The 25,610-nt window shown below is 57.6% G+C and carries 25 protein-coding genes; 10 read left to right on the top strand and 15 right to left on the bottom strand.

Annotated features, from left to right (window positions below; translation table 11 throughout):
• Positions 1-162 precede the first annotated feature (162 nt).
• Positions 163-636, top strand: a complete 474-nt coding sequence (locus PspS49_RS07425; protein ID WP_034153174.1) for a cyclic nucleotide-binding domain-containing protein — start codon at positions 163-165, stop codon at positions 634-636.
• Here PspS49_RS07425 and PspS49_RS07420 read toward each other — a convergent pair.
• The gene (locus PspS49_RS07420) at positions 633-917 is read right to left on the bottom strand and encodes a hypothetical protein (RefSeq protein WP_160038686.1); all 285 of its coding nucleotides are present in this window, start codon (positions 915-917) and stop codon (positions 633-635) included. The genes PspS49_RS07425 and PspS49_RS07420 overlap by 4 nt on opposite strands.
• Positions 918-997: 80 nt before the next feature.
• Here PspS49_RS07420 and PspS49_RS07415 point away from each other — a divergent pair, with 80 nt between their 5' ends.
• From PspS49_RS07415 to PspS49_RS07400, 4 genes are all read left to right on the top strand, one after another.
• Positions 998-1,684, top strand: a complete 687-nt coding sequence (locus tag PspS49_RS07415; RefSeq protein ID WP_007911335.1) for a spermidine synthase — start codon at positions 998-1,000, stop codon at positions 1,682-1,684.
• Between the two features lie 48 nt (positions 1,685-1,732).
• A complete protein-coding gene (locus PspS49_RS07410; protein ID WP_007911336.1) occupies positions 1,733-2,104 on the top strand; it encodes a YajD family HNH nuclease in 372 nt (123 codons plus the stop codon).
• 192 nt (positions 2,105-2,296) lie between these two features.
• Positions 2,297-2,767 (top strand): RNA methyltransferase, encoded by a 471-nt coding sequence (locus tag PspS49_RS07405; RefSeq protein ID WP_150730362.1) that lies wholly within the window; start codon positions 2,297-2,299, stop codon positions 2,765-2,767.
• A gap of 81 nt (positions 2,768-2,848) precedes the next feature.
• Positions 2,849-3,226, top strand: coding sequence for a DUF2892 domain-containing protein (locus PspS49_RS07400; protein ID WP_127926211.1), 378 nt, complete (start codon positions 2,849-2,851; stop codon positions 3,224-3,226).
• 103 nt (positions 3,227-3,329) lie between these two features.
• On the opposite strand, the gene PspS49_RS07395 is transcribed toward PspS49_RS07400, so the two are convergent.
• Positions 3,330-4,559 (bottom strand): hypothetical protein, encoded by a 1,230-nt coding sequence (locus PspS49_RS07395; RefSeq protein ID WP_160038684.1) that lies wholly within the window; start codon positions 4,557-4,559, stop codon positions 3,330-3,332.
• A gap of 35 nt (positions 4,560-4,594) precedes the next feature.
• On the bottom strand, positions 4,595-5,044 hold the full coding sequence (locus PspS49_RS07390) for a YcgN family cysteine cluster protein (RefSeq protein ID WP_160038682.1): 450 nt from the start codon (positions 5,042-5,044) through the stop codon (positions 4,595-4,597).
• A gap of 280 nt (positions 5,045-5,324) precedes the next feature.
• Between PspS49_RS07390 and PspS49_RS07385 the strand changes: the two genes are divergently transcribed.
• Positions 5,325-5,918 (top strand): nitroreductase family protein, encoded by a 594-nt coding sequence (locus PspS49_RS07385; protein WP_116028869.1) that lies wholly within the window; start codon positions 5,325-5,327, stop codon positions 5,916-5,918.
• 132 nt (positions 5,919-6,050) lie between these two features.
• On the opposite strand, the gene PspS49_RS07380 is transcribed toward PspS49_RS07385, so the two are convergent.
• From PspS49_RS07380 to PspS49_RS07365, 4 genes are all read right to left on the bottom strand, one after another.
• Positions 6,051-6,983 carry a D-2-hydroxyacid dehydrogenase gene (locus tag PspS49_RS07380; RefSeq protein WP_127926209.1) on the bottom strand — a complete coding sequence of 311 codons (933 nt, stop codon included), beginning with the start codon at positions 6,981-6,983 and terminating at the stop codon, positions 6,051-6,053.
• Positions 6,984-7,087: 104 nt separating this feature from the next.
• Positions 7,088-7,381, bottom strand: coding sequence for a YcgL domain-containing protein (locus PspS49_RS07375; protein WP_007911350.1), 294 nt, complete (start codon positions 7,379-7,381; stop codon positions 7,088-7,090).
• On the bottom strand, positions 7,378-8,511 hold the full coding sequence (rnd, locus tag PspS49_RS07370) for a ribonuclease D (protein WP_077571546.1): 1,134 nt from the start codon (positions 8,509-8,511) through the stop codon (positions 7,378-7,380). Before rnd ends, PspS49_RS07375 begins: the two co-directional genes overlap by 4 nt.
• A 163-nt stretch (positions 8,512-8,674) precedes the next feature.
• Positions 8,675-10,324, bottom strand: a complete 1,650-nt coding sequence (locus PspS49_RS07365) for a phosphoethanolamine--lipid A transferase (RefSeq protein ID WP_160038680.1) — start codon at positions 10,322-10,324, stop codon at positions 8,675-8,677.
• 414 nt (positions 10,325-10,738) lie between these two features.
• On the opposite strand from PspS49_RS07365, the gene PspS49_RS07360 reads away from it, so the two are divergent.
• Together PspS49_RS07360 and PspS49_RS07355 are read left to right on the top strand one after the other, a co-directional pair.
• The gene (locus PspS49_RS07360) at positions 10,739-11,926 is read left to right on the top strand and encodes a cyanate transporter (RefSeq protein WP_160038678.1); all 1,188 of its coding nucleotides are present in this window, start codon (positions 10,739-10,741) and stop codon (positions 11,924-11,926) included.
• Positions 11,927-12,108: 182 nt separating this feature from the next.
• A complete protein-coding gene (locus PspS49_RS07355) occupies positions 12,109-13,044 on the top strand; it encodes a LysR family transcriptional regulator (RefSeq protein WP_127926206.1) in 936 nt (311 codons plus the stop codon).
• A gap of 3 nt (positions 13,045-13,047) precedes the next feature.
• Here PspS49_RS07355 and PspS49_RS07350 read toward each other — a convergent pair whose 3' ends face one another.
• The 6 genes from PspS49_RS07350 to PspS49_RS07325 all read right to left on the bottom strand — a co-directional run bounded on the left by PspS49_RS07350 (position 13,048) and on the right by PspS49_RS07325 (position 18,729).
• Entirely contained in the window at positions 13,048-13,413 is a 366-nt protein-coding gene (locus PspS49_RS07350) for a 5-carboxymethyl-2-hydroxymuconate Delta-isomerase (protein ID WP_127926205.1), read from the bottom strand.
• Between the two features lie 165 nt (positions 13,414-13,578).
• Positions 13,579-14,499, bottom strand: a complete 921-nt coding sequence (locus PspS49_RS07345) for a LysR substrate-binding domain-containing protein (RefSeq protein ID WP_007911372.1) — start codon at positions 14,497-14,499, stop codon at positions 13,579-13,581.
• A 74-nt stretch (positions 14,500-14,573) separates the two neighbouring features.
• Positions 14,574-16,670: a DUF6311 domain-containing protein gene (locus PspS49_RS07340; RefSeq protein WP_160038676.1), complete on the bottom strand. Its 2,097-nt coding sequence runs from the start codon at positions 16,668-16,670 to the stop codon at positions 14,574-14,576.
• Entirely contained in the window at positions 16,667-17,053 is a 387-nt protein-coding gene (locus PspS49_RS07335) for a GtrA family protein (protein ID WP_160038674.1), read from the bottom strand. Before PspS49_RS07335 ends, PspS49_RS07340 begins: the two co-directional genes overlap by 4 nt.
• The gene (locus PspS49_RS07330; RefSeq protein WP_127926202.1) at positions 17,050-17,760 is read right to left on the bottom strand and encodes a class I SAM-dependent methyltransferase; all 711 of its coding nucleotides are present in this window, start codon (positions 17,758-17,760) and stop codon (positions 17,050-17,052) included. Before PspS49_RS07330 ends, PspS49_RS07335 begins: the two co-directional genes overlap by 4 nt.
• Before the next feature lie 3 nt (positions 17,761-17,763).
• Positions 17,764-18,729, bottom strand: coding sequence for a glycosyltransferase family 2 protein (locus PspS49_RS07325; RefSeq protein ID WP_127926201.1), 966 nt, complete (start codon positions 18,727-18,729; stop codon positions 17,764-17,766).
• Positions 18,730-19,007: 278 nt separating this feature from the next.
• On the opposite strand from PspS49_RS07325, the gene PspS49_RS07320 reads away from it, so the two are divergent.
• Positions 19,008-19,199 (top strand): DUF1508 domain-containing protein, encoded by a 192-nt coding sequence (locus PspS49_RS07320; protein ID WP_016984684.1) that lies wholly within the window; start codon positions 19,008-19,010, stop codon positions 19,197-19,199.
• A gap of 234 nt (positions 19,200-19,433) precedes the next feature.
• Positions 19,434-20,195 (top strand): hypothetical protein, encoded by a 762-nt coding sequence (locus tag PspS49_RS07315; protein WP_160038672.1) that lies wholly within the window; start codon positions 19,434-19,436, stop codon positions 20,193-20,195.
• Between the two features lie 183 nt (positions 20,196-20,378).
• On the opposite strand, the gene PspS49_RS07310 is transcribed toward PspS49_RS07315, so the two are convergent.
• A complete protein-coding gene (locus tag PspS49_RS07310; protein WP_160038670.1) occupies positions 20,379-21,359 on the bottom strand; it encodes a class I SAM-dependent methyltransferase in 981 nt (326 codons plus the stop codon).
• A gap of 31 nt (positions 21,360-21,390) precedes the next feature.
• Positions 21,391-25,263 carry a glycosyltransferase gene (locus PspS49_RS07305; protein WP_160038668.1) on the bottom strand — a complete coding sequence of 1,291 codons (3,873 nt, stop codon included), beginning with the start codon at positions 25,261-25,263 and terminating at the stop codon, positions 21,391-21,393.
• Positions 25,264-25,610: the final 347 nt, after the last annotated feature.

Here is a 25,610-nt window from a genome sequence, read left to right as displayed (position 1 = left end):
AGAGGCCGATACTCCACAGATCCCCTGTAGGAGCTGCCGAAGGCTGCGATCTTTTGATTTTGATTTTTTCAAAGGCAAGATCAACAGATCGCAGCCTTCGGCAGCTCCTACACGGAGACCGTGTGAAGCCTGAAACAGTGAAAACAAAAAGACCGTGACGACATGTCAGAACCGACCTTCCTGAACAACGAAATCCGCGACTGGCTGATGGACTGCGGCCTGTTTGATCAATTGCAGCTGGCCGACTTTGCAGCCGCTTCCGGCTACTTCAGCATCAGCACCGTGGCTGAGGGCGAGGCGATTTTCCGTGAGGGCGATGCCGGCAGTTTCATGTGCATCCTCCACACCGGCCAGGTCGCCGTGCAGAAAACCGGGCCCGATGGTCAGGTGATCACCATGGCCACCTTGCGCAGCGGTCGCGCGTTCGGCGAAATGGCCGTGCTCGACGGTGAACGACGCTCGGCCACCTGCGTCGCCGCGACTAACTGCCAGCTATTGAACCTCGGCAAGGATTCGCTGGAAAAAATGCTCAACGACGCGCCGAAGATCGCCGCGAAGATCATCCGCGCCCTCGCCGTCTCCCTGTCGAAACGACTGCGCATGGCCGACGGCCAACTGGCGGCGCAACAGGTTTAACCGCCGGGGGATTTTGCCTTGGTGCCGGTCGGTTCAATGCCCGGCACCGGTTGATCCTTGCTCGGCGGGCTGGGCATTTCAATCGGCACCAGCGGCGGGCTGCCACTGCCGGCACCCGACTTGGGAATGTTGATCGGCGTGATCTGCGGGTACGGCGTCGGCGTCGCGGTGCCGGGCGAACCGGGTTGCGGCGCCGGGCTGACCGGAATCGCCTGTTGCGCCTGCACTGCAGTAATCGTGAGCGCGGCCAGGGCAATGACCGTTAGAATGGTGCGCTTCATCAAGGGCTCCGTTTGGCCTCTAGTCTGCGCTCAGGCTACTCCCAACGGGCCTGCTTGCCTTCCCCCTTGTAGAGATTTCCATGAAACGTTTCGTTCTGCTCGACACCACCCCGATCCCTGAAAGCGGCGGTGCCCTGTGCCTGTTCGAATATGGCGAGGATTTCGTCATCAAGATCCAGGGCGGCGACGGCGGGCAACTGATGAACACGCGCATGCACGGTTCCGAAGATGCACTGGCCGAAATCCCTTGCCGCAAGGTCGCTGGCCGGCCGGATTCACGGGTGCTGATCGGCGGTCTGGGCATGGGTTTCACCCTCGCCTCGGCGCTCAAGCATTTGGGCAAGACTGCCGAAGTGGTAGTCGCTGAACTCGTGCCCGGCGTGGTCGAGTGGAACCGTGGCCCGCTCGGCGAGAAGTCCGGCCGGCCGCTGCTCGATCCGCGCACGGTGATCCGTCAGGAAGACGTGGCCAAGGTCCTGCAAAGTGAGCCGAACGGTTTCGACGCGATCATGCTCGATGTCGATAACGGCCCCGAAGGCCTGACCCAGAAGGCCAACAGCTGGCTGTACTCCGCCGCTGGTCTGAATGCCTGCGCCAAAGCCCTGCGCCCGAAAGGCGTGCTGGCGGTGTGGTCGGCCAGCGCCGACCGGCTGTTTTCCGACAAATTGAAGAAGGCCGGTTTCAAGGCCGAAGAAGTCCAGGTCTTCGCCCACGGCAACAAGGGCACGCGGCACACAATCTGGATTGCCGAGAAGCTCAAGGGCTGAGCTAAACTCTGCGCATAACCGTCATTAGTCTTTTACAAAGGTGAACCCATGAGTTCGTCCACCCCAACCAACACGTCGAAGCTGGATCGCATCCTCGCCGATAACCAGCGCGACAAGGAAATGGGCTACCGCGACAAGGCCCTGAAGATGTACCCGCACGTCTGCGGCCGCTGCACCCGTGAGTTTTCCGGCAAGCGCCTGAGCGAACTGACCGTGCACCACCGCGACCACAACCATGACAACAACCCGCAGGACGGCTCGAACTGGGAATTGTTGTGCCTGTATTGCCACGACAACGAACACTCGCGCTATACCGATCAGCAGTATTTCAGCGAAGGCTCGCTGAGCACGCCGAAGATTGCCAAGGCGACTCATAACCCGTTTGCCGCACTGGCCGGGTTGATGAAAAAAGAAGACTGATGATCTTCAGCGCCTGAACTGGCCCCTTCGCGAGCAGGCTCGCTCCCACATTTGATCGGTGGTGTACACAAAATCAATGTGGGAGCGAGCCTGCTCGCGAAGGCGGCCGGCCAGACACCACAAATCTCGAATCTGCCCGCCCTCCCCCAATCCCCGTATAATCGCGCTCTTTTTCCCGAAGGCACCTCGCTCGTGGCAGACAAACGGTACAGCTGCATTGGTTTGTATAACCCCAAATCACCGGAGAACGTCGGTTCGGTGATGCGCGCCGCAGGCTGCTATGGCGTGGCGTCGGTGTTTTACACCGGCAAGCGTTATGAACGCGCTGCCGACTTCGTCACCGACACCAAGCGCGTGCACTACGACATCCCGCTGATCGGCATCGACGATCTGAAAAAGATCCTTCCGCTCAACTGCGTGCCGGTCGCCGTGGAACTGGTCGAGGGCGCCCGCCCGCTGCCGGAATACACTCACCCGGATCGCGCCCTGTACATCTTTGGCCCCGAAGACGGTTCGCTGGATAAAGATATTCGCGACTGGTGCGAAGACGTCGTGTACATCCCGACCACCGGCTGCATGAACCTCGCCGCGACAGTCAACGTCGTGCTCTACGACCGCATGGCCAAGGGTCTGAACACGCGCTCCGGGCCAAAATTCCGCTGAAGCGCCGCACATTCGATGGAACGAGCTGACCGCTCCGGCAGTCAGCTTGTTTATCGATTACTCATTGCCTGGAGAAAGATCATGACCGAGCTCAAACGTGTCGAACGCATCGAATCCACCCCGTTCCAGAGCCATTCCGAGCAGAACGTCGAAGGCTGGGAGCGCATCGGCTCACTCGCGGGCGGCGTGATCATGGTCGGTAAAGGCCTGCGCCGTGGCGGCGTGTTCGGGTTGATTCAGGTGGCGATTGGCGGCGTGGCCATGGCGCGCGGGATTACCGGGCACAGTTCGGTGAAAAGCCTGTTTGAGAAAAGTCGTCAGGACATGAACAACGTGCGGGCGAAGATCGAAAGGGCCGGGGAAGAGCTGAGCAAGCTCAAGGCCAATGCCGAGGCGGCGACCAGCACCGCCACGGTGACCGGCAATGATTCGGTGAAATCGCCGAAAGCCGGGGTCTGATCCAAGAGTTGCGGTGGGGCTAATGGCCCCTTCGCGAGCAGGCTCGCTCCCACAGTTTGAAATGCATTCCCCTGTGGGAGCGAGCCTGCTCGCGAAAGCGGTATTACTGAAGCAACGCGGTATCAAGGACTTTGGAGGACTCACCGAGAACGCTCTCCGCCAGTTGCCCAAACTCCTTGGTACTCACCGTCCCCAGATGCATCGCCCCACGCAACACGTCATCCAGCGAACGCTTGTTGCGCGTCTTCAAGCGAATCTCGCGATCCAGCTCCTGCAGCACCACCACCGCTTTCGCCACCTGCGCCGGGCTGATCTGCTCGCCGCGCAAGGTCGTGACCTTCTGGCTGTCCCTGGCCAGTTTCGTCTGTAGCGTTTGATACCGCTCATCACTCATGCCACCGGCACGGCGCACCAGTTCAATGGCGTAATACTCGGCAAAACCTTCGCTGATCCAGTCGCTGCGCTGCTCGTCGTTGATCCGCCCGAACACCTGGGCCAACTCACGTACCAGCGCACTGCTACCGCTTTCGCTGACCAGCGGCAAGCGCGTGTTCACGTAAATGGATTCATGCGCACCGAGGCTGCCGCGCCACATCGGGTCGTTGGCCCCGACGATCAACAGTTTGGCCGGATGGCGAGGATAAACCGCCTGTACCTGCGGCCAGACGAACGTCAGCAAGGTCAGCACGTCCATACGGCGCATGCCCTGCCCTTGCGGCGAGGCCACGGTGACTTCTGTTTCGCCCAGCCGTGTGCGGCGGCTGCCGAGGTGTCCGGCGAGCATCCAGCCCGTCGGGCGGTCAAACAGGCGTGACGGGTTATCGATGCGGAATTTGTTTTTGCCGATGCGCGGCCAAGCGGTTTCGACGCTTTTCCAGCCTTCAGGTAATTCGAATTGCAGACGCGCGACCAGTTCGGTGCCGTCCTGCTGATCGAGTTTGGCCGGCGGCACCAACTCATCGCCGCGCATCAGTGCCCAGTTCGGGGTCATGCGCGTGTCGAAGCTGCCGTTCTTGCGGCCGTGGCTGATGCGCACGCGGTAGGTCAGGCTGGACTTGTCACTGGTCGGGCGCCAGACGCCCCGTGCGTTTTTGCCCGGGGTCAGCAGCCATTGGCCGTCGGCCTTGAAATCAGAGTAATGGCTGCCATCGCCAAGGTCGAAATCCAGGCTGCGCACCGCCTCGCCTTTGGCCAGGGTCAGACGCACTTCGGCCTGATCACTCTGCGGCAACAGGCGCACGTGATAATCCAGATCGACTTTCTTCGCCGCCCAGACCGGCGCGCTCAACGCCAGTAGCGCAACCATCAACGCCTGCGGCAATCCGACAGCCATACGCACTCCTTGGTAAAGCTTGGAACAGCAGGTGTTTAACCTGCGCGGAAAATCAGGTGATCTTCCCAGTCATCTTCCGGCACGCTGCCTTCGGCAAGCATGCGCCCGGACTGGGAAATCCGTTCGTGGTGCACCGCGTCGCGATCGCCGCAAACCAGGTGGTGCCACAACGGCAGATCCTTGCCTTCGCTGACCAGTCGATAACCGCAGGTCGGCGGCAGCCATTTGAATTCTTCGGCCTGGCCCGGGGTGAGCTGGATGCAGTCCGGGACAAATTTGATGCGATTCGGGTAATCGCTGCACTGGCAGGTTTTCAGGTCCAGCAGTTTGCAGGCGATGCGCGTGTAGTAAACGCTGTTGTCTTCCTCATCCTCGAGCTTTTGCAGGCAGCACAGACCACAGCCGTCGCACAGCGATTCCCATTCCTCGTGATCCAGCTGATCGAGGGTTTTGCGTTTCCAGAACGGTTCGACTTCGGCGGCCATGGCTCAAGCATCAACATCAGGTGGTGAAAAGGCCGCCAGTCTAGTGCCCAAGGCCCGGCGGGCCAAGCGCTGGCGACTGCCGGTTGTGCGGGACTTGTCAGTTTTTGTGGCGGCGCGTAGCTTTGCCTGTCGTCACGAGCCTTGTCCGGAAGCCATTAACGCTCGACCGCGTTGCATTCCGGTGAACTGTCATGGCTCGCCAAACCCCATTGTTCAGCGCACCTGATCCCGCCGGGTTTGCAATCGAATCTCTTACTCAAACGTAGCCAGGAATCTCTCGATGAGTGCCAACCCTCGCGTTGCCGATTACGCCATTCACCCGCAATTCACCGACCGCTGGTCGCCGCGCGCCTTCACCGGTGAAGCGATCCCGGAAGAAACCCTGCTGAGCTTCTTCGAAGCCGCGCGCTGGGCGCCTTCGGCGTACAACTCGCAGCCGTGGCGTTTCCTGTATGCGCGTCGCGATACGCCGAACTGGGAGCGTTACCTGGGCCTGTTGAATGAGTTCAACCGTAGCTGGGCGCAGCATGCGTCGGCGCTGGTGATCGTGATTTCGAAAACCACGTTTACTGCACCGGGTGCGACGGAAGAAACCCCGGCGTTGTGGCACACGTTCGACACCGGTTCGGCGTGGGGCCATCTGGCGCTGCAAGCAAGCATCAGCGGCTGGCACACCCACGGCATGGCCGGGTTCGATCAGGAGCTGACCCGCAAGGAGCTGAATATTCCGGAAGGTTATGCGCTGCACGCGGCCGTAGCTGTCGGCAAACTCGGCGACAAGGCAACGCTGGCTGAATACCTGCAAGCCCGTGAAGAGCCGAGCCCGCGTCGTCCGCTGAACGAACTGGCGGCGGAAGGCGACTTCACCCTCTAATCCACACCGCAAATGATCGTTCCCACGCTCCGCGTGGGAACGACTCAAGGGACGCTCCGCGTTCCAATGGGACGCAGAGCGTCCCCGGCTGCATTCCCACGCGGAGCGTGGGAACGATCTGAAGCAAGGAGATCAATATCCGCGGTTGAAATCCACTTCCCCGCGCAACGCTTCGCTCGCCTGATACGCCTTCAGGTTCTCGACAAACAGCTGCACCATCAACGCCGGTGACGTCGGTGCCGAGCTGTGCCCGGTCAGCAGCAAACCCCAGGCGGTCCAGAACGGATGCCGTTGCGGCAACGGTTCCTGACGACAAACGTCGATCACCGCCCCCGCCAGATGCCCTTCCTTCAATGCTTCAACCAAGTCCGCATCGACTACCGCGACCCCGCGCCCGGCATTGATAAACAACCCGGTCGGCTTGAATTGCTTGAACAGCGCCGCGTCGTAGATATCGTGAGTGTGCTCGGTGTTCGGCAGCAGATTGACCACGTAATCCACCTCGCCCACCAGGCGTGGCAGATCGGCCATCGAACCGACTTCGACAAACGGCGCCTGCTCACGGGCGCTGCTGGCGATGCCGTACAACTCGATGCCGAATGGCAGCAGGAATTGCGCCACGCTCTGGCCGATGTCGCCAGTGCCGACGATCAGCACCTTGCGCCCGACCAGACTCTGGCCGCTGCGGTTGTCCCACTTGCGCTCGACCTGGCTGACCAGTCGCGCCAACACTTCGCGCTCATGGCCAAGAATGTAAGTCAGCACGTATTCAGCCATCACCTGACCAAAAATACCCACCGCGCGGGTCAAGCGATAATCGCGACGCAAGCCATCGGCAAGCAGCGGCGTGATGCCGGCCCAGGTCGATTGCAGCCATTGCGGTTGATGGCCCTGACGCAACAGGGTCGCCAGCAGATCCGGCTGGCCCAGCCACACCGGGCAATCGGCCGCCTGACGGGCCAGCTCGGCGGAGTCGCCACTGGTCAGTACTTCAAGCTCCGGCGCTGCCTGACGCAGCAGCCGGGCGTAAATCGCGTGGTCGTGTTCAGCAATCAGAACGCGCATCTTCAAACCTTTCGCAAACCGTGCAGACGGCCGCCGGATTCGGGCGACCATCGCGGTAAAAACAGTTCCTGGGTAAACCGAGACTCAGAACAGAGCCTCGCAGATCAGACCGGATCGTTGCGTCGCAGCAACTCTTCGGGCAGATGCTCGATGTACTCGTCCTCGGCTGGCGGCATTTGCAGGTGATAGCCCTGCTTGTCGAGGTTCTCCAGGACCACGACGATGTCTTCGCTAGCCAGTTTGCGCTCGGGCGACAGCACCAGATCGAAGGAATGCTTCGGCTTGCCGAAGGCCAGCATCAGCGCTTCCGGCACACGCTCAAGCGCATCGCTCTTGAGCACATAAAGGTACATGCCGCTGCGCTTGGAGCTTTGGTAGATGGAACAAATACGTTTCAAGGCTGTTCTCCGGCGGTGGCCAGGCTGTCGAGCAGCTTCTGACCCATGAGTTCGCGGCGCCAGCCACGCAGCGACTCAGGCAATTGGTAAGGACCCTCGGGGTAGCCACTTTTGACCAGGGCTTCGAGGGTTTTCTTGCGCAGCATCAGTTCCGGGGCAATGCCCAGACGCTCGGCCTCAGCCTGGCCCAATGCGCGCAGTTGTTTGATCAACGCAGCCGCTTCGATCGGCAATGGCTCCGCTACGGCGGGCGGCCATTGATCAGGCCCCACACTGCCAGAGCGCTTGATCAGATCAAGCAGAAACTGGCCGTCCTGACGCACGGTACGCGGGTGCATGTCTTCGATCTTGCCCAGCGCCGCGAGGTTGTCCGGTTGCGTGCGGGCCAGCGGCCACAGCGAATGCTCGCGGACGATGCGGTTGCGCGGCAGATCGCGGGCACGGGCTTCTTTTTCACGCCAGGCGCACAGCTCACGCAGTACCGCCAGTTGTGCGCGCGAAAGTTTCCACGCCAGCTTGGCCTCGCGGTAGACCTCGTACGGATCGGTTTCGCGGCGCAGGTTGGCAACCAGTTCGGCGCCGTCCTCCAGCACCCATGCGAATTTGTCGTCGGACAGTTTCGGCCGCAGCTGTACGAAAACCTCGGCCAGATGCACCGCATCTTCGGCGGCGTAGCTGATTTGCGTGTCGGACAACGGACGCTGCAACCAGTCGGAGCGAGTCTCGCCCTTCGGCAGTTCGATGCCGAGCACTTCCTGCACCAGCCGCGAATAGCCCATCGAGAAACCGAGGTTCAGGTAAGCCGCGGCCAGTTGCGTGTCGAACATTGGCGCCGGCAGGCTGCCGGTCAGGCGCAACAGCACTTCGAGGTCTTCGCTGCAGGCATGCAGGACTTTGAGCACTGCCGGGTTTTCCAGCAGAGCGGCCAGCGGTTGCCAGGCGTTGATGGTCAGCGGATCGATCAGGTAGGCGCGTTTGCCGTCGCCCACCTGCAGCAGGCCGGCAATCGGGTAGAAGGTGTCGACCCGCATGAATTCGGTGTCGAGGGCAACGAACGGCAGCTGCTGCCACTCGGCGCAAAACTGCGCGAGGCTTTCGTTGTCGCGAATCCAGTGAATATCGATGGCCACACGGCTCTCCCTTGAAGAATGGCGCGCAGTATATATCGCCACCGGCGATTTACGCGCCTGTGAAGGGCAAGAGCTGTAACGAAATGTCCTGCCAAAGAGCAAGAATAGTCTGACAGAGAAAACAGACAGGCCCGTCAGGTCAGGATGACCGGCCCGAATCGGCTCAGTCCTTGGCCAGCACGCCGTCGATCACCGCGCCACGGCAACCGGCGAACATGTCCAGATCCGGCTGATAGACCTTGCTCTTGACCTCGAGCAGGCCAAGCATCGAGTGGAACAGGTTGTCCTGACTCAGCGGTTTGTCGCGGCTCATCTGCAGGCAATGGGTGTCGACCGAATAGGCCTTCTGATAGTTGTCGGAGAACCACGCGAGCATGGCGACATGCTTTTGTTGCTCTGGCGCCAACATGTAAGGCGTGCCATGCAGGAACAGGTTGTATTCGCCCAGTGACTCGCCGTGGTCCGACAGATACAACATCGCGGTGTCGACTTTGTCCTGATTGCTGCGCAATACATCGATCAGGCTCGATAGCACATGGTCGGTGTACACCAGCGTGTTGTCGTAGCCGTTGACGATACTTTCGCGGCTGCAATTGTTCAGCGCGTTACTTTCACAAACAGGTGTGAAGTGCTCGTATTCCTTCGGATAACGCTTGAAGTATTCCGGACCGTGACTGCCCATCTGGTGCAGGACCAGCACCGTGTCTTTGTCCAGATGATCGATAAAGCTTTGCAAACCTTGCAGGAGGATTTCGTCACGGCACTCGCTGTTGGCGCACAGCGCCGGATCTTTCAGGTTGCTGACATCCTGCAAGGTGACCCGATCACAGGTGCCTTTGCAGCCGGACTGGTTGTCGCGCCAGATCACGTCGATACCCGCACGTTTGAGCACGTCGAGCAGACCTTCTTCATTTTTCGCCTTGCTCGCGTCGTAATCCTTGCGACCCATGTTGGAGAACATGCACGGCACAGAAACGGCGGTTTCTGTGCCGCAGGAGTGCACATTGGTAAAGGCGATCAACCCGGCTTCCTTGTCGAGTGTCGGTGTGGTGTCGCGGTCATAACCGAGTATGCCGAAGTTCTCCGCCCGGGCGCTTTCGCCCACCACTAACACGGTCAGGGATTTACGCGGCTGAAGCTTCACATCCGGATTGCGCTCAGCGTCTTCACCGATCTTGACGAACGGTTGCTGCGCCGAAACCACTTGCTCACGCAAGTAACCGGCCGATGCGCCAATGTAGTTGCTCGGCACCAGCATCAGGCGAATTTCGTGATGGTTGCGAAACAGTGAAGACAAGCCCTGATAGTTGGCCAGGGCCACGCCGCCAATTACTGCTACCGAGGCGACACTGACAATAACTTTACTGAACAACTCACGGTGCCAGCGACGATAATTAATCGGTAACTTCCACAATATCCAGGAGGGCAAGACACCGAGCAACAGAATATATGCAAACAACTTCAATGAGAGTAGATCACGCACTTCCGTCGCATTGGTTTCGGCAAAGTTGCGAAACATGCCGGCATCGATCATGACGCCGTATTGATTCATGAAGTAAGCCACACCGGCGCTGATCAGGAATATCAGCGTCAACAGTGGTTTGAGCAACGGGCGGAATGCCAGAACCGTCAGCACGATGTTGAATGCCGCGAGGATCATCACCCCGAACGCCACGCGCATGGCGATGCCCTTGCCATCAGCGGCAGTGATCTCGAAGAGGTGCTGCCAGAGGACAACATTGCAGCCAATTAAAAGAAAGGCACTGGCAATCAACGTCACCCATTCCGGGCGCACGGCTTTTAACTTCAACATAGAAAGGGGCGATCCTGAAAAGAAGATCCTTGGTCAAGGAGAGAAAATTCAATTGTGAAAATTTCATTAACTAAGGCATGACAAACTTTAAGCAGGCAACCATCAATTTTTTGTGAAAAAGACGCCAACGAATAGTTGGCTTTTGGTGATGTGATGAAACTTGCGAAGTATTTGAGAATGGTTCAGCTTTTATTCAGTAAAAACAACACGGCAGTCCATTGTGGGAGCGAGTCTGCTCGCGAAGAGGCCGGAACATTCAACATTTGCGGTGACAGACAATCCGCTTTCGCGAGCAGGCTCGCTCCCACCAAAAGCGGCGGGGTATCGAGTTTTTAAATACTGCTCAGGATTTTCTGGTTTGCCCGGACTAGACCGCTTCGCGCCTAATCATCCGCCCCGCCCAAAGGTCTGATGATGGAAAACGTTCGCGCCACCGCTCGCCCCGCCGCCTGGTTGATGCTCGCCATTATTCTCGTAGCCCTCAATCTGCGTCCGTCGATGGCGGCAGTCGGGCCGTTACTGTCGGCCATTCGCGGTGACATCCCGCTGAGTTTCACTGTCGCTTCACTGCTGACCATGCTGCCGGTGATGGCCATGGGGCTGGCGATGTTTTTCGGCATTGGCATCAGTCAACGGCTGGGTGAGCAACGGACGGTATTGCTGTCCTTGCTGATCATCGGCCTGGCGACATTGTCACGACTGTTTATCGACTCTGCCGCCCAACTGATTGCAAGCGCCGTGCTGGCCGGCATCGGCATAGCACTGATTCAGGCGTTGATGCCGGCGCTGATCAAATCGCGCTTCGCCGACAACGTCGCTCTGTGCATGGGTTTGTACGTCACCTCGATCATGGGCGGCGCTGCACTTGCCGCGTCGCTCGCGCCGCTGGTGATGGTGCAAACCGGGAGCTGGCGCAGTGGTCTGGCCTTCTGGGCGATTCTGGCTTTGCTCGCGTTTGTGTTCTGGTGGTTCCAGCGCCGCCAGCAACCCTCCACGGAGATGGCGACAGCCAGAAAGGATTCGTTCTTCGCCAATTCCCGCGCCTGGTTACTGGCGATCTTCTTTGGTTTGGGTACGGCGTCCTACACCTGTGTGCTCGCCTGGCTCGCCCCTTACTACGTGGAAAAAGGCTGGAGCGAACAAAACGCCGGGCTGCTGTTAGGTTTTCTGACAGCCCTGGAGGTGATTTCCGGCCTGGTGGTTCCCGCTATCGCCAATCGCCACCGTGATCGGCGCGCGGTTCTGATGGCGCTGCTGACGCTGATCATCGCCGGGTTTTGCGGCTTGATCCTCAGCCCGCAACATCTCAGCCTGCTGTGGCCCTGCCTGTTGGGGCTGGGCATTGGCGGTTTGTTTCCGATGAGCCTGATCGTCTCGCTCGATCACCTCGACAACCCGCAACGTGCCGGAGCGCTGGCTGCTTTCGTGCAGGGCATTGGTTACTTGATCGCCGGCCTCTCGCCGCTGTTGGCCGGAATGATCCGCGATCGACTCGGCAGCTTCGAATGGGCCTGGTGGTCGCTGATGGCAGTGATGGGGTTGATGATGCTGATGGTGTGGCGCTTCGATCCTCGGCATTACCTGCGGCACTTTCGGGGATAAAGCTAAAGGCCTCTGGCCATCTTTCCGCGCTTTGATCGGCGACGTCGTGTTACTAAAACTTTCTGTCCCACAACTGACCGTGAAACGTCCTACAGGGCTTTGTCCTGGCACCATCGTTCCGTTAGGATCATTCGCACACGTTTGCGCGGATTCAGCGCAAGGAGCACAGCGAGACAGAACGGATGCTGAACAGTAACTTGCTACGCAAGCTCGACATGCAGGACCTCATGGTATTTCTCGCCGTTTATGAGCAAAGCAGCGTCACCGATGTGTCGGAAACCCTGTTCGTCAGCCAGTCCACCGTCAGTTACTGTCTGAAAAAACTGCGCACCAGTTTCGAAGACGAACTGTTCATCAACACCCGTACCGGCATGCGTCCGACCTACAAGGCCAGCAGCATGTACGGCCATGTGCAGAAGATCCTCGAAAGCATCAACCTGTGCCACGCCGGCGCCCCCACGTTCGACCCGACCCAACAGGCCGTCACGTTCAACATCTGCGCCCCGGAATACTTCGAACAGTTGATTCTGCCGCGCCTGTTGAAGCGTTTCGACTTCGACGATCTGCCGGTGATGGTCAACATGCACAAGTTTGAAACCGATGTGCCGGCGGATGAGTTGCGCGATGGCAGCCTCGATCTGGTGATCAGTTTCGGCCCCAACTTCCACCGTCATCACACTGACCTGAAATCACGGATGCTGCTGGAGGATGATCTGGTCTGCGTCTTCGACAAGCGCGCCACGCCACTGGAACCGCGCCTGAGCCTGCAAGCCTTCACCGAACGCCGGCACGTGTTCCCGACACCGTGGACGTCAACCACCAACATGGTCGACGGCTGGCTGGCGCGGCAGGCGCAGAAGCGCCAGATCGTCGCGCGCTCGAACAGCTACAGCGCCGCGCTGAAAATGATCACCGGGACAGACTTCATCCTCACCCTGCCCCGCCGTATTCAGCGTTTGCTGACCAACGAAGCGGTGTTCAATCACTGTGAAGCGCCGAACGGCTTGCCCGGCTTTACCCTCGACATGCAGTGGTGCCAGAGCGTTGATCAGGACAGCGCCAATCTGTGGTTGCGCGAGCAGGTGGTCAATGTGTGCAACGAGCTCGAAGCGGCCTGAATCCTACGCGCCAATCGCGGTTTTGCTGTAGGACTCGCGATCCATATCGACCAGCTCGACACACAGCTGCACTTCGACGCCGGCCGGCCATTCGCACAGGTCCTGCAAGACCGCCAACAGGCTTTCTGACAACTGCTTCTTGATCTGCGGCGAACGCCCGCTGAGCAGCGCCAGCTTCACATAGACGAAGGCGCGCTCGGCCATGGCGGTGCCGACCTTGAACGTCTCGACTTTAATCGCACGACTTTTGATATCGAACTCCGCCGCGAACTGACCGGACCCCACCAGGGTGTTGTTGAGCCGGATCAATGCGACGTCGGCGTTCAGCTGCGGCAGGTTGGCGGTGTATTCCATGTGCAGGTGTGGCATTGCAGGTCCCCGGTGGGTTGGCAGAAAGGTCGTACATATAGCACATGCGGCTCATCACCAATCCCTGTAGGAGCTGTCGAGTGAAACGAGGCTGCGATCTTTTGATCGTGAGATTTGAAGATCAAAAGATCGCAGCGTGCCGCAGCTCCTACACGGTGTTATGGCTCAGGATGGGGTCAGTGGTCGTTCACTCATGAATTGCTCCAGCCTTGAGCGCAGCCAACGCTCGGCCGGGTCGCTGTCCACATGGCTGAGCCAGACCATCGACAGATCCAGCGTCGGTGTTTTGAATGGAAACGGTTCCTTGAACAGTAACCCGGAGGTGGCCATGGCCGCTGCGGTGTAATCCGGCAGACTGGCGATCAGATCAGTACCGGCCAGCAGCGCTGGTAAAGCACTGTATTGCGGCACCGACAGTACCACTTGGCGCGTGCGCCCCAGCTCCGCCAGCCACTCATCGGCAAAACCACTGACGTTGGCCGTGTGCGAAACCAGTACATGCGGGCGCGCGCAATATTCGTCCAGCGTCAGCGGTGTATCGCTGGCGTCGGCGCGCAGAATGCTCGGCTGGATATGCCGCAGCAATTTGCGCTTGGCATTGGCCGGCAGACCACGGGTCTGACTGATGCCGACCGTGATGTCGCCCGCCGCCAGCAGATCGGGAATCCGCCAGTAATCAACGTGTTGCACGACAAACACCACGTTCGGCGCTTCCTGACGCAGCGCACGCAACAGTGGCGGCAGCAGGCCGAATTCGACGTCATCGGACAGGCCGATGCGGAAAGTCATGGTGCTGACGGCCGGATCAAAATCGCGGGTCAGGCTCAACGCCACCGACAGCGAATCCAGCGCCGGCTTGAGATGGCGAAAAATATCTTCGGCGCGGGCGGTCGGCTCCATGCGATGACCGACGCGGATGAACAGCGGATCGTTAAGCATCGTGCGCAAGCGGTTAAGCGCCGAACTGATGGTCGGCTGGCCGAGAAACAGTTTCTCGGCGGCCCGGGTCACGTTGCGTTCGAGCATCAAGGTCTCGAACACCACCATCAGATTGATGTCGGCTTTGCGTAGTTCATTGCGGTTCATCCATTGCCCCCTGCCCCCCCGGAATACCGGCAGTGTAGAAAGGCGCAGGCCCCGGCGTCCATCGCCACAGTGCGTCAGTTCACCGTCAAGTGCTTCAAGCCCAGGCCCATGACCCGTGAATCGTCGTTCAATCCCATTTGTTCCGGGCTGATGGCGTCGGGTAATTGCAGCTCGATCGTCAGGCGATCGTTGTCCGCCAACTGCTGGCGGATCGTCGCAGGGATCGGGATTTCCAGATGATTATCCTGAAGTTGCGTCAGCCGCGTGGTCAGCACCTGCTCACCGTTCAAACTGACGATCACTCGCTGCGCCGGGTGTTGCGGGTAAACGAAAGCCAAGGCATCGAGGACGATCGAGCGCGCCTCGGGTGTCAGCCGCAAGTCAATCTGCGCCCGCTGCCCCGCCGACCATGTCCCCCAGCTTTCCGGAGTCGACCAGCCGCTGGTGAGCTGCCGGGTGGTGTGGTTGAACGTCATGACCTGACCGGGGCGCGACAGCGCCAGCCATGACATTCGCCGGCCTTCATCCGGCATGCTCAAGCATTGCGAACAGCGCTTCCAGCCCGGCGCCAGCACCACCAGGCCATCCACTCTGGTCAGCAGATCGGTTTCACTGTCGACGTTTTTCGCGGCGTCGACCAATACGGAATCGTCAAGGATGTACAGCGAGTCAGTGTCGTATTGCCCCGACTCAAGCATGCGCTGTGTTTTTTGCCGAGCCTGCTCCAGCGCTTTCGAACTCATCCGCCCCATATAAACAGCGTCGGTTTTCATGCCATGAGTGGCGGCAAAAGTGGCGATATCCTGCCAGCGTTCAGACTGATTCTGCGGCATCAGGCTGCGGATTTTCGGGTAATGCGCCGCTGCATTTGCCCAGAACGGATCACGCATCGGCGTTGCCCATTCGGCGGACGGTGCGAGCATTTTGCTTTGCCGCAGCCCCATCCAGCCATTACGTGTGTCGACGATCTGAATCGCCAGCGCCAACGCCAGCAGAGCAATGACCGTACGCGGACGGAAACCGCGTACCAACAGAAAAATCACCAGCAGGGTAAGCACATACAACACCGGCCAGAACATCCGGCCCGAGGCGCGAAAAACATTGGCCAGGCCGATCGCAATTTTCGGCAATGGATAGCTGAACGTCTGTGCACCGAAGCCGATCTGATTCGATAACGCGAACACCCACAGCGCGATCAACGCCGCCAGCAACCATGGCCGCGCACGCAACTGGATCTGCAACGGCTGGCGGTTTCTCAGCCAGGCGATAATCGCTACAGGCACCAGCAACAACACCCCCAACCCCAGGTAGTTGAAGCCCTCGTAATCGCCACTGGCCTTTGGCAGATTCGGCAAAATCAACGACCAGCCTGCCGGATCGAATGGCGACAGCAGATTCATCCGGTATAAACCGAAACCGCCGGACTTTACGCCATCGGCAATGGCGAAGTAACCCGTCTGCCAGCAACACAGGCTCACCACGGCGAACAGCAACATGCCTTCTAGCAGGCTCTGACGCCGAGTCAATTGTTGGCTGAAGGTCTTGCCGAGCAGATCAGCGACCCAGATCAACGCAACCATTGCGAGCAGGTACGCATGCACCATCGCCGTCACAGCCAACAACGTGCCCCAGGCCAGGCGCCGTCGATGCAGCTTCGGCAACAACGCCAGGTACAACGCGGCAAGAATCAGAAAATGCCCGGCCAGTGAAAGGTGGCCGCCCATGCGCAGAAACATTGGCGGCGAAAACACCAGTAATCCTGTTCCCAACAGCCGTACCAGCGGATTCGTTGTTATCAGCCCCAGCAGCTTCCAGGCAAACCAGGCTTGCAGAACGAAACACGCCAACAGCCACAGACCGAAGTACTGGAAGGTCGCCGGCAACCAGGCATTGAACGGTTTGAACAGCAGCGCCAGCAGCGGATTGGAGTCGGAAAAAATGATCGAGCTGCCCAATTCCAGACCATAGAACGGGTTGAGCCCGAGCGGAAAGGTCCACGGGGAATGCCGGAAATACGCCCACCCCAGATAATGCGTCGCCGGGTCGCCCTGCTCCAGCCAGGCAATATTTTGCGGATCCAGCGCTTGTGGCCCGATCACGCAGAAGAACGCCAACACGCCGAGCAACAAGGGCAAAACGCCCAACGCCGGATGCTTTGCTGAATCCTTCATCGATACGTCCAGAAATTGTGCAAGACAAAGGTGAATGCCGGAATCGTCAGCGCTACCGCGACGATGCCCAGCAAGTAAGGCAACCCGGCAATCTGCGCCGCCCAGGCAACGAACATCGCGAGGAAAAAACCACCCGTGGAAACCAGCAGAAAGCGCCGCAGCGTTCGCCCGTGCAGACGGGCAGAAAAACTCCAGGTGGTGTTGATTACGTAGGACACCACCGTTGCCACCGCAAACGCCACACCATTGGCAAGGGGCGGTTGCGCGGCGATGAAGTTGATGAACAGCACCGCCACTAGCGCATGCAGCGGGGTGACGAACAGACCGGTCACGGCGAAGCGCAAACCGCGCCGAATCAGCGCTGATTTTTCGCCTGAAGTCACGGCTTTTGCGCCAACACAAAAACACTCAAACCGGCGAGACGGTTCATGCCCATCAACGGCAATTCAAGGCTGCACAAGGTCTTGAGTACGCCGTTCACCAACGGATGATGGCGTTTGAGTTGCGAACGCGCCGGCTGGGTTTGGGCGCTTTGCGGCAACAATCGCAACGCCGCCGCAATCGGGAACACCGCACCGAAATAATAGGCACCGCGCTGCACCGTCAAACCGGCATCGCGCGCCAGTGTCTCGAACTGCGCCAGGGTGTAGCGCCGTTTGTGTTCAAGAAAGTCATCGTGGCCGCTCCACAGAAACTGGAATGCCGGCACCGTCATCAGGAAGCGACTGCCCGATGGCACTTTATCGACATACATCTTGAGCAAGCCGAGGTCGTCATCGACATGCTCCAGCACGTCCATCAACAGCACCAGATCGGCATCGATGGTTTCAATTGCGCGACGGTAATGCACCGGTTTGCCGGCGGTGGTCGCGCTGGAGTCGGCGGGATAACTGATATCCACGCACCACGCTTCGCGGGCATCGGTATGCGTCAGCAAATGATGGGAGAAAAATCCCGAGCCAGCGCCGACATCGAGTATTCGACTGATGCGGGCATCGCCCAGCATTCGCCTGGTGGCTGCGGCTTTCGAGCAGTAATACCAATGCTCGCCGATGCTGTCGCCGAGGATGTCGGTTTCCTTGAGATCCATGTGTCAGTCCTTGGGGTCGTAGACGCGACGCACCAGAAAAACCGGCCGGCGTTTGGATTCGATATAGGTGCGGCCCAGGTACTCGCCGAGCACCCCGATGCCGATCAATTGCAGTCCGCCGAGAAAGGTCACGGCCACCATCAGCGAGGCATAACCGGGCAAGTCGACACCATGAATCAAGGTGCGCACGACAATGAAAATGGCGAAGGCAAAAGACACCAGCGACACCAGAGCGCCCACGTATGTCCAGACTCGCAGCGGCTCGGTACTGAAACTGGTGATGCCCTCCAGCGCGAAATTCCACAGCCGCCAGCCATTGAACTTGCTCTGCCCCGCTGCGCGCTCCGGGCGCTCGTAATCGACGTGGGTAGTACGAAAGCCGACCCAGGCGAACAGGCCTTTCATGAAGCGCCGGGATTCGGGCAGCGTCAGCAAGGCATCGACCACGCAGCGATCCATCAGGCGAAAATCGCCGACGTTTTCGGGTAAAGGCTGTTCGGCAATTTTGTTGTGCAGGCGGTAGAACCAGTGCGCCGAGGTCTGCTTGGCCCAGGTGTCGCTGCGACGGCTGATGCGGTGACCGAGCACCACTTCAAAGCCTTCACGCCAGCGCTCGATCATTTGCAGAATGACTTCCGGAGGATCCTGCAGGTCAGCATCGATCGGCACCACGATCTGCCCGGTCGCGATCTGCAGACCGGCGGATAGCGCCGCCTCTTTGCCGAAGTTGCGGCTCAGGTCGACGATACGCAGACGCGCATCCTGATGCTGATGTTCGAGCAGGCGTTCGAGCGTGGCATCGGTACTGCCGTCGTTGACGAACACCAGTTCAAGATCGATTGACGCCTGCATCTGAAAGACGTCATTGATGCGCCGCAGAAAGGTGTCGAGGCTGTCCTCTTCATTAAATACGGGGACCACCAGCGATAACGTCACCTGCCCCGCCTGTTGCGTTCCGTGCTCAGTCAAAGGAGTGCTCTTTTTATAGTGTTTGTCGGTCGCCGAACGATATTCGACGCCATGAGCCGTCCCGTATTAAGCAGCAGCGTCGACAACGTTGCAAGGAGCAGACGGCGTCATATTGGCCAATCCAGAGGCCTATCCACACGCTCTAGCCCGCGCCCTTCAGAAACATCCGCGAACGATTGGAAACAAATGTCCGATAGCCAAAAAAAGCTTCTGCGCTAGGCTTGCGAGCATGCGCCACACAGGCTGTCGCACAAAATCAATCGCATGGAGCGAACTGAATGTATTTCGAGATTTACAGGCAATCCAGAGGCACCCCGAGCACCGGCAAAGGACAATGGCGCTGGCGGCTGAGGGCGGGTAACCACGAGACCATCGCCAGTGGCGAGTCGTACGTGAATAAAGCGGATTGTTTGCATGTGATCGGGTTGATCAAGGCTGTGCAGGGGGAGACGCCGGTGAAGGAGATTTAAGAAATGAACGTGCTGCCTATTGATATAGGCAGCATCCAGAGTCGTAAATTCTCTGAAACCCGTCCCCTCAGACCTGTACGCAAGCAACATACGGCTTTACCCTGATCGTCGCAGATGGATAATGGCAACCTGCCACAATTCGCCAGTCACTCACACCAGGGATTTTCATCTCATCGGCCCGACATTCACCCTCATGGATACATGATCAGGCTACGAAACAAGGAGTTCGTAACTTTGACCTCTTCTCAGGATTTATCCGCGCCCATTTCCCGGACACAGAAGCTGACTTCCCTGATAACGCGAGGCATGGCCGGACTTGGTGTCCTGCTAGGCGCCATGTGGGCACTGATCACTTACGCAGTGCCAGACCCTAGCGTATTTGGCTTTAGTTTCATCAGTTGGAAGAACGTGGTCTTGCTGGTCAGCACATTTATGTTTCTCGGTGCAGTTTCGATCGGATGGCAAATTCGACATTTCACGCCCTTTCTTAGAGGCAGCCTGCAATTCCTCATCATCGCAGGCATGTCATTCGGCTTTTTTATCCTGGGTACGGAGTACGCCAAACCCTCATTCGAATTTGCAAAACTCCAGGCAAAAATCGTCGAGAACGAGGGGAGCAATCTGCTCGGCAAGCGGTTGGAAGTCTTGGACAACGTACGTATTGAGTTGGATGGCTGCGAAAATATCGGTCGATTGCCTACGTGCACATTCGAACTGACCAATCTGAATGTGGATCGCAGTTTCCGTTTCGATGAAAGCACACGCCTTTTCGATGAATCAGGCGGGCCGCTGAAATTTGAATCGATTCGAGTAGGCCAAGTGGAAGATCGGTCTTGGCTAAGATTCCAACTTATCCGCAACGTCCCGACGCGCGTCACTCTGAATTTTCAGCAAAGCAACAGCAAGCTGAGCAAAACGCCCGCAATCAAGCTTGTATTCAATGATTTGAATGATGAAATTCTCACCCTCAAATTCAGCGAGATTGACATGCGCTGATGCTGGCGCAGCTAACATCATCATATCGCTGCTCGATTGACTGATAGCAACCATGCACAAACAAAAGGCCCCGTAGATTTCCATCTACGGGGCTTTCTCTACGTCACGGCGCAGAGGTAGGAACTCGAACTCCATCGCAGACATCATCTGCCATGGAATATCGGACCCAAACGCCTTGAGGCGTCAAGAAAACTTTGTGAATAGCACCATCCCTTCGATGAGCACGTCCTCCTTGCAATCATCAGACATCGAGTCGTCGAGCGTGCGAATCACGTCCCACGCCCACGAAGGTAGCGCACTTTTGTCGAGCGACAGCCCCAGTGATAGCAACATTGCCATCTGATTTTCAAACAACTTCATTGGGGGATGCAATGAACGAATCTGCAACGAACCCTGACTCGACGGAAAACCTTCGAGCAGATAGTTGCGTGTGAACATCCATTTGTCGTCAAGATGCCTGAAGCACTCCGCCGTCTTGTCGCGTCCGATTCGCGATTTTCTGTCCGCTACGATATTGCGCATGAACTCCTGAACGTTTTGGTTGATTTGCTCCTTTCGGCTGTCCGCAAGAATGATGCCCATTGCCGCAGACAGAATCACATTGCCATTCTCGAATGGCTCCATGAAAACTGCGTGGCCGTTAGGCTTGAGCACGCGGGCGACATGCCTGAACATCTGATCCGGACGATACAGATGATGTGCAATCGCATAGCCGACCACCAGATCTACGGAGCCGTCATGGAAATCGAGTTGCTCGGCATTCAATTGCAATACATCGATCTTGCACTTGAATTGGACGTCAACCAACCCCTGCCGCAACAGCGCAAGCATCTCCATCGAAAGATCCGAGCAAATGATACGTACGTTCGGCAGATGGCCGAACATGCGAATCAGAGTGAATACGGATCCACCAGCGCCCGAGCCGACGTCCAAAATCGTAAACTCTGATGCCTCCGCCGGAGCTTCGACGCCCAATGTACGCAACGCTTTCCCGATTACATCGTCTACATGATCAGAGTTGTAATGGGTTTTGACATACTCTTGCGCTCGGCTCTTGAACTGCTCCGTCATATACGAATCGACTACGCCACTATCGTATCCGGGGGTCAGCACCCCAAATTGCTCAATCAACTCACCACGAAAAATTCCGTTCAGATTGTTCATGTCCGCAGTCCTATTTGGTGACAAGGTTCGGCTACATAAGCGCTAGGAATGGCGTCCTCGCAGGCGCTTTCAGGCCTGCGAAACGGCGTGTGACGAGTTCGTAGGCACAGACTGGCACTTCCGCATCGCGAGCGAAAAGGCGCAGCCTGCACACCTCCCCGACTGGCAGTTTCAGATCATCAAAATAAAACTCGACCGGCTGACCTGCATTGGTATCGGCCAAAAGGATGGTGTCTTGATGCAATATCTGTCCAGCGCCATTGACGATCTCTATACCAAACGTGCCCTGCGCGTTCGCTGCCGGCACATGTATGGGCGTGCTGATGCATTGGTACGGCTGGTTCGGCGTAAGTTCATATTCGATATAGGGAAAATCACGCAAATCTGGCGTCATCAGTAGCTTGGTGGCACCTCTCTCATGGCGATCATTGCAGAATCTCTTGATGGCGGAGAACGGATGGCCCACCAGATCCCATAGGTCATCCTCCAGCCCAAATCTGCGATAAATTCGGGCAGCAAGACCATTGAAGACATTCGGAGCAGTGTTGGCATTATAAATTGCATACCTGCGATTCATTTCTGCCGCAACTCTGTCGACTTCAGCATCCTGCTTGAGTTTGACAGCCTGCACCTCCAGACCAACCGCGTAGTCGAAAAGTGCTTTGTGATCCCATCCCGACCCCCGCGCATCTAACGCCGAAGCGACCGCTACCGGATAATTTTTCAGCGACAAAGTAGTGTCCGACCAAGCGATTGCCTGCCGAGTACCAATAAAATGCAGAGCTGCACGACGCTTCTCGCGTAGATGCGCGAACGATGCTGTTGGGAAGATGTCCGTTAGCACTTCACAATAAGCATTGGCGATTACCTTGATTTCGAATCGCTGCTCCACGGCCGTACGCGCGTTCGCACCCATGCGCTGTGCGAGCGCATCGTCACGATGGATGAGCAACATTAAGCGTGCTAGAGCGGCACTGTCGTTCTTATTGATAAGAAAGCCCGTTTTACCATCTTCGATGATCGCTTCCGGACCGCCACATCGTGTCGAAATGACTGGGCGACCGCGACTCATTGCTTCGATAGTGACAAACGAAAATGACTCCAGTTGACTTGTGACGATGATCGCGCGTGAGCTGTCGTAAACATCATTCACATTCGCCGTTTTCGAATGGAAGAAGACACAATTTTGCAGCGCTTTCTCTTTCACTAAATCGTTCAGAAATTCAACATACTCACCGCTTCCCGCCCCATAGATATGAAATTCAATGGGCTCGGCTACGGCGGACATGAGTTGCTGAGCCGCCTCTAAAAACATGGGTACGTTCTTGTTCGGTTCAAGCGTGCACAGCATCGAAAAGCGCTGAGGATGTGAGTCGCTTGGCAAGGGTTCCCAAGACTCACAATCGGTGCCGTTGGGCACCACATGAAACTTGTCGCCGGGGGTCAAATACAGGTCAACATATGCATCGGCTACTAGTTGAGAAGGGCAGATTACACCGCTCGCCAGGTCTAGCTGCTCGGCATCGTCGTGCGGCCAGCGCTTGGCGCACAAGCGGGTATCAAGACGCGAACTGATGACGCCATGTGAATGAAGCACCACCGGGATCAAATTAACCGCTGCTGCATACACCGCGCTTTGCAATACGTTGGTGTTGACAACCACACCGTCGAGTTCCAGTTCCCTGAACACGCGTCCGAATCGGCCGACATAGTCATGATGGCGAGCATCCTCGAGTTGAAGATGCCACTGGTCGCCGACTCGCGGCACGGCGAAATCGTAGTCCGACTGAATTACAGGCAAGCCGCTTGCCAAGACGAGATCGAGCATCGGGCCAGCGCCTAGCGGAAATACGACGATCGGCTCGATGGATGCATTGAGATTACAGACGAAGTTGACAAGCGCCCGTTCAGCCCCCGCCTGATACGGCGAATGCGACACAAACGCCACGCGCTGACGCTCGGTAGACGGCTTCACGCCGCGTAGGTCATACGCTCGGTGCAGCAGCATTTCGAAATGCGGCAAGACATTTTCCGTCGCGTACGTTTCCTGTACCTTCTTGTACGCGTTCTTCTGAATATCGGAGCGCAGCGTGTCGTCGTCGAGCAGCCGTTCGATCGCGTCTTCCCATGAAGACTGATTAGAGTAAGCGAACAGACCCGTCTTCGCGCTCTGCACGACTGAGATATAAGGCTCAACGTTGCTGTAGATGCCAGCCGCGCCAACTGCACTGATTTCCAGAAACTTGTTGGGGCATTTCGATGCGTCGAAACGAGTGCCTCCGAGCGGTGCCAGCAACACGTCCGGTGCATAGCCACTGAGAATAGCCGCATAGCGGCGATATCCGAATACATAGGACTCTTGCTTCAAACGATGCTCGGGCAAATCGGCGAAACACTCAGGCAGGGCCGCCCCCATGTACATAACATCAAAGTCGTCTCGCCGGCGCGCAACGGCTGCAAGTGCCCGGAAAGCGACGTCGTCGGGACGCGGCGAGCCAACATATCCGACGATCTTTCTGCGTCCATCTTGCCTTGGCAGCGGATTGAATTCAGACAGTTCGATGTTGGTCGGCAACAACTCTACCGTACGTGAATGCGGGCGCATGTCTTCGAGGAGGAGCTGATTGTAGGTAAGAGCAATACTTGCCCGCTCGAGGCAATACCTGAAAGTTTTGACAATCGGCGAATCTTCGTGAAAAAGCTCGGCATAGACAGGCCAATCTTTGCCAACGGTGAACCAGTTATCATCAAGCATGTAGATCGTCGAAATGCCGGTCGCGACGCAGAAGTCCATCAAACGACAGCCCTCTTCCGACTTGATTCGACTGAAAATGACAATGTCACTGTTCACGAGGTCGGTCGTGTGTGCGGCGGTGTCGAGCACGGTGCGCCAAGTAAGCTTGTGATCTTTTTCCAGCAACGCAAAGTAGTTGAAGAAACATAGCTGGTTGTGAGCCGGCTCGCCTGGGCCCCCCAACACCGTGATACGAAGAGGCTCGCGAGCTCCTTCTGGTACAGACTGCGCGCGTTTACGGACAATTTCGTCGAATTCCCTCGACGTGCAACTGATCTGCTTAAGCAGCCATGCTCTCGTTCTCGAGTTCAAACTTTGGGAAAACGCAAAGGCATCGTCGAAATCTACTTCCACGCTCGGCGCGACGTTTTCGACCAGTGCAGCGCGCATCACTCGACGTGCGACAAGATCGCCGGAGATTACGACTTCGTGCGTAAGAGGATATTCGTGCCATGACCAGACCGATGATGCGCAGGGCACCCCTTCGATGGCGCGAATACGTCCAGCGCGGCCGTAACGAAGCGTGAACTCCCACCAGAATCCACGTTGCAACAATACCGAGGTGGAGAATCCCCCCGCCTTTAGAAACGATGCTCTTTCCACCAGGCAGTTGGCCATTGGAAGGTAATCGCTCAGCTCTAACCAACCCGTTGGATAAAGGTTCGGCATGCCTGCGGACGGATTACACAGCCAGGAGCCGGGTATGCCTGTCCGAACGGACGACTTGTCAACATCGCCCGCAAGAAGGAAATCGCCAGGCTCAACTTTACTCACGAGTGCATTCATCGAGGCTAACCACTCGACTGCATCGACGCCTGGCCACAGGAATGCAAGGAACTCACCCTTCGCCAGTTCCGCACCTGCGTTGAACAGGCAGGCTGGTGTTGACTTCTGTGCTACCGAAACGTAGCGAACATGATGGTCTTTGCGTAACCCGGCAACATCAGCAACTTGTGCCCAATGATCGCCGTCACCAACGAAAAGCAGATCAATAACCGTATCGTTGATCGGCCAATCCGTGGCCATAGCCTTCACGAGGCTGACGAGAAGAGGTTGCACCTGACGGTAGTCCCCCATAACCGGGATAACAGCCGTGATTGTTGCGTTCATTACCTTTTCCCTCAGGTGTATTTTTTCGGACACGAATTGTATCAGGACGGGATGCTGGCAGATGGATGTCAAGCATCGACTACTGTGCCATCTCGAATGCAGCACACTCGCAAAACCAAGCCGGAGAATTTATCAAACCAGCACAAGAAATTGGAGGATTTGATTACTAATTAATGCAGAGAGGTATTGATCGCCACTTTGAACCCCTGCGCCTCTGATTGCACCTGTCAGGAACAGATCAGTTCGAGGATGACATCCTGCGTGACCTCCGATTGATTCATGAAAATCGAACCTGAGATCTGGCTGCCCGCCGCCATCCCCGTCTTCGCTTCCTTGGCTTGGTCATC

It is taken from the genome of Pseudomonas sp. S49, from assembly GCF_009866785.1.
Taxonomy (GTDB): Bacteria; Pseudomonadota; Gammaproteobacteria; order Pseudomonadales; family Pseudomonadaceae; genus Aquipseudomonas.
This window is presented reverse-complemented; position numbering and strand designations above follow the sequence as displayed.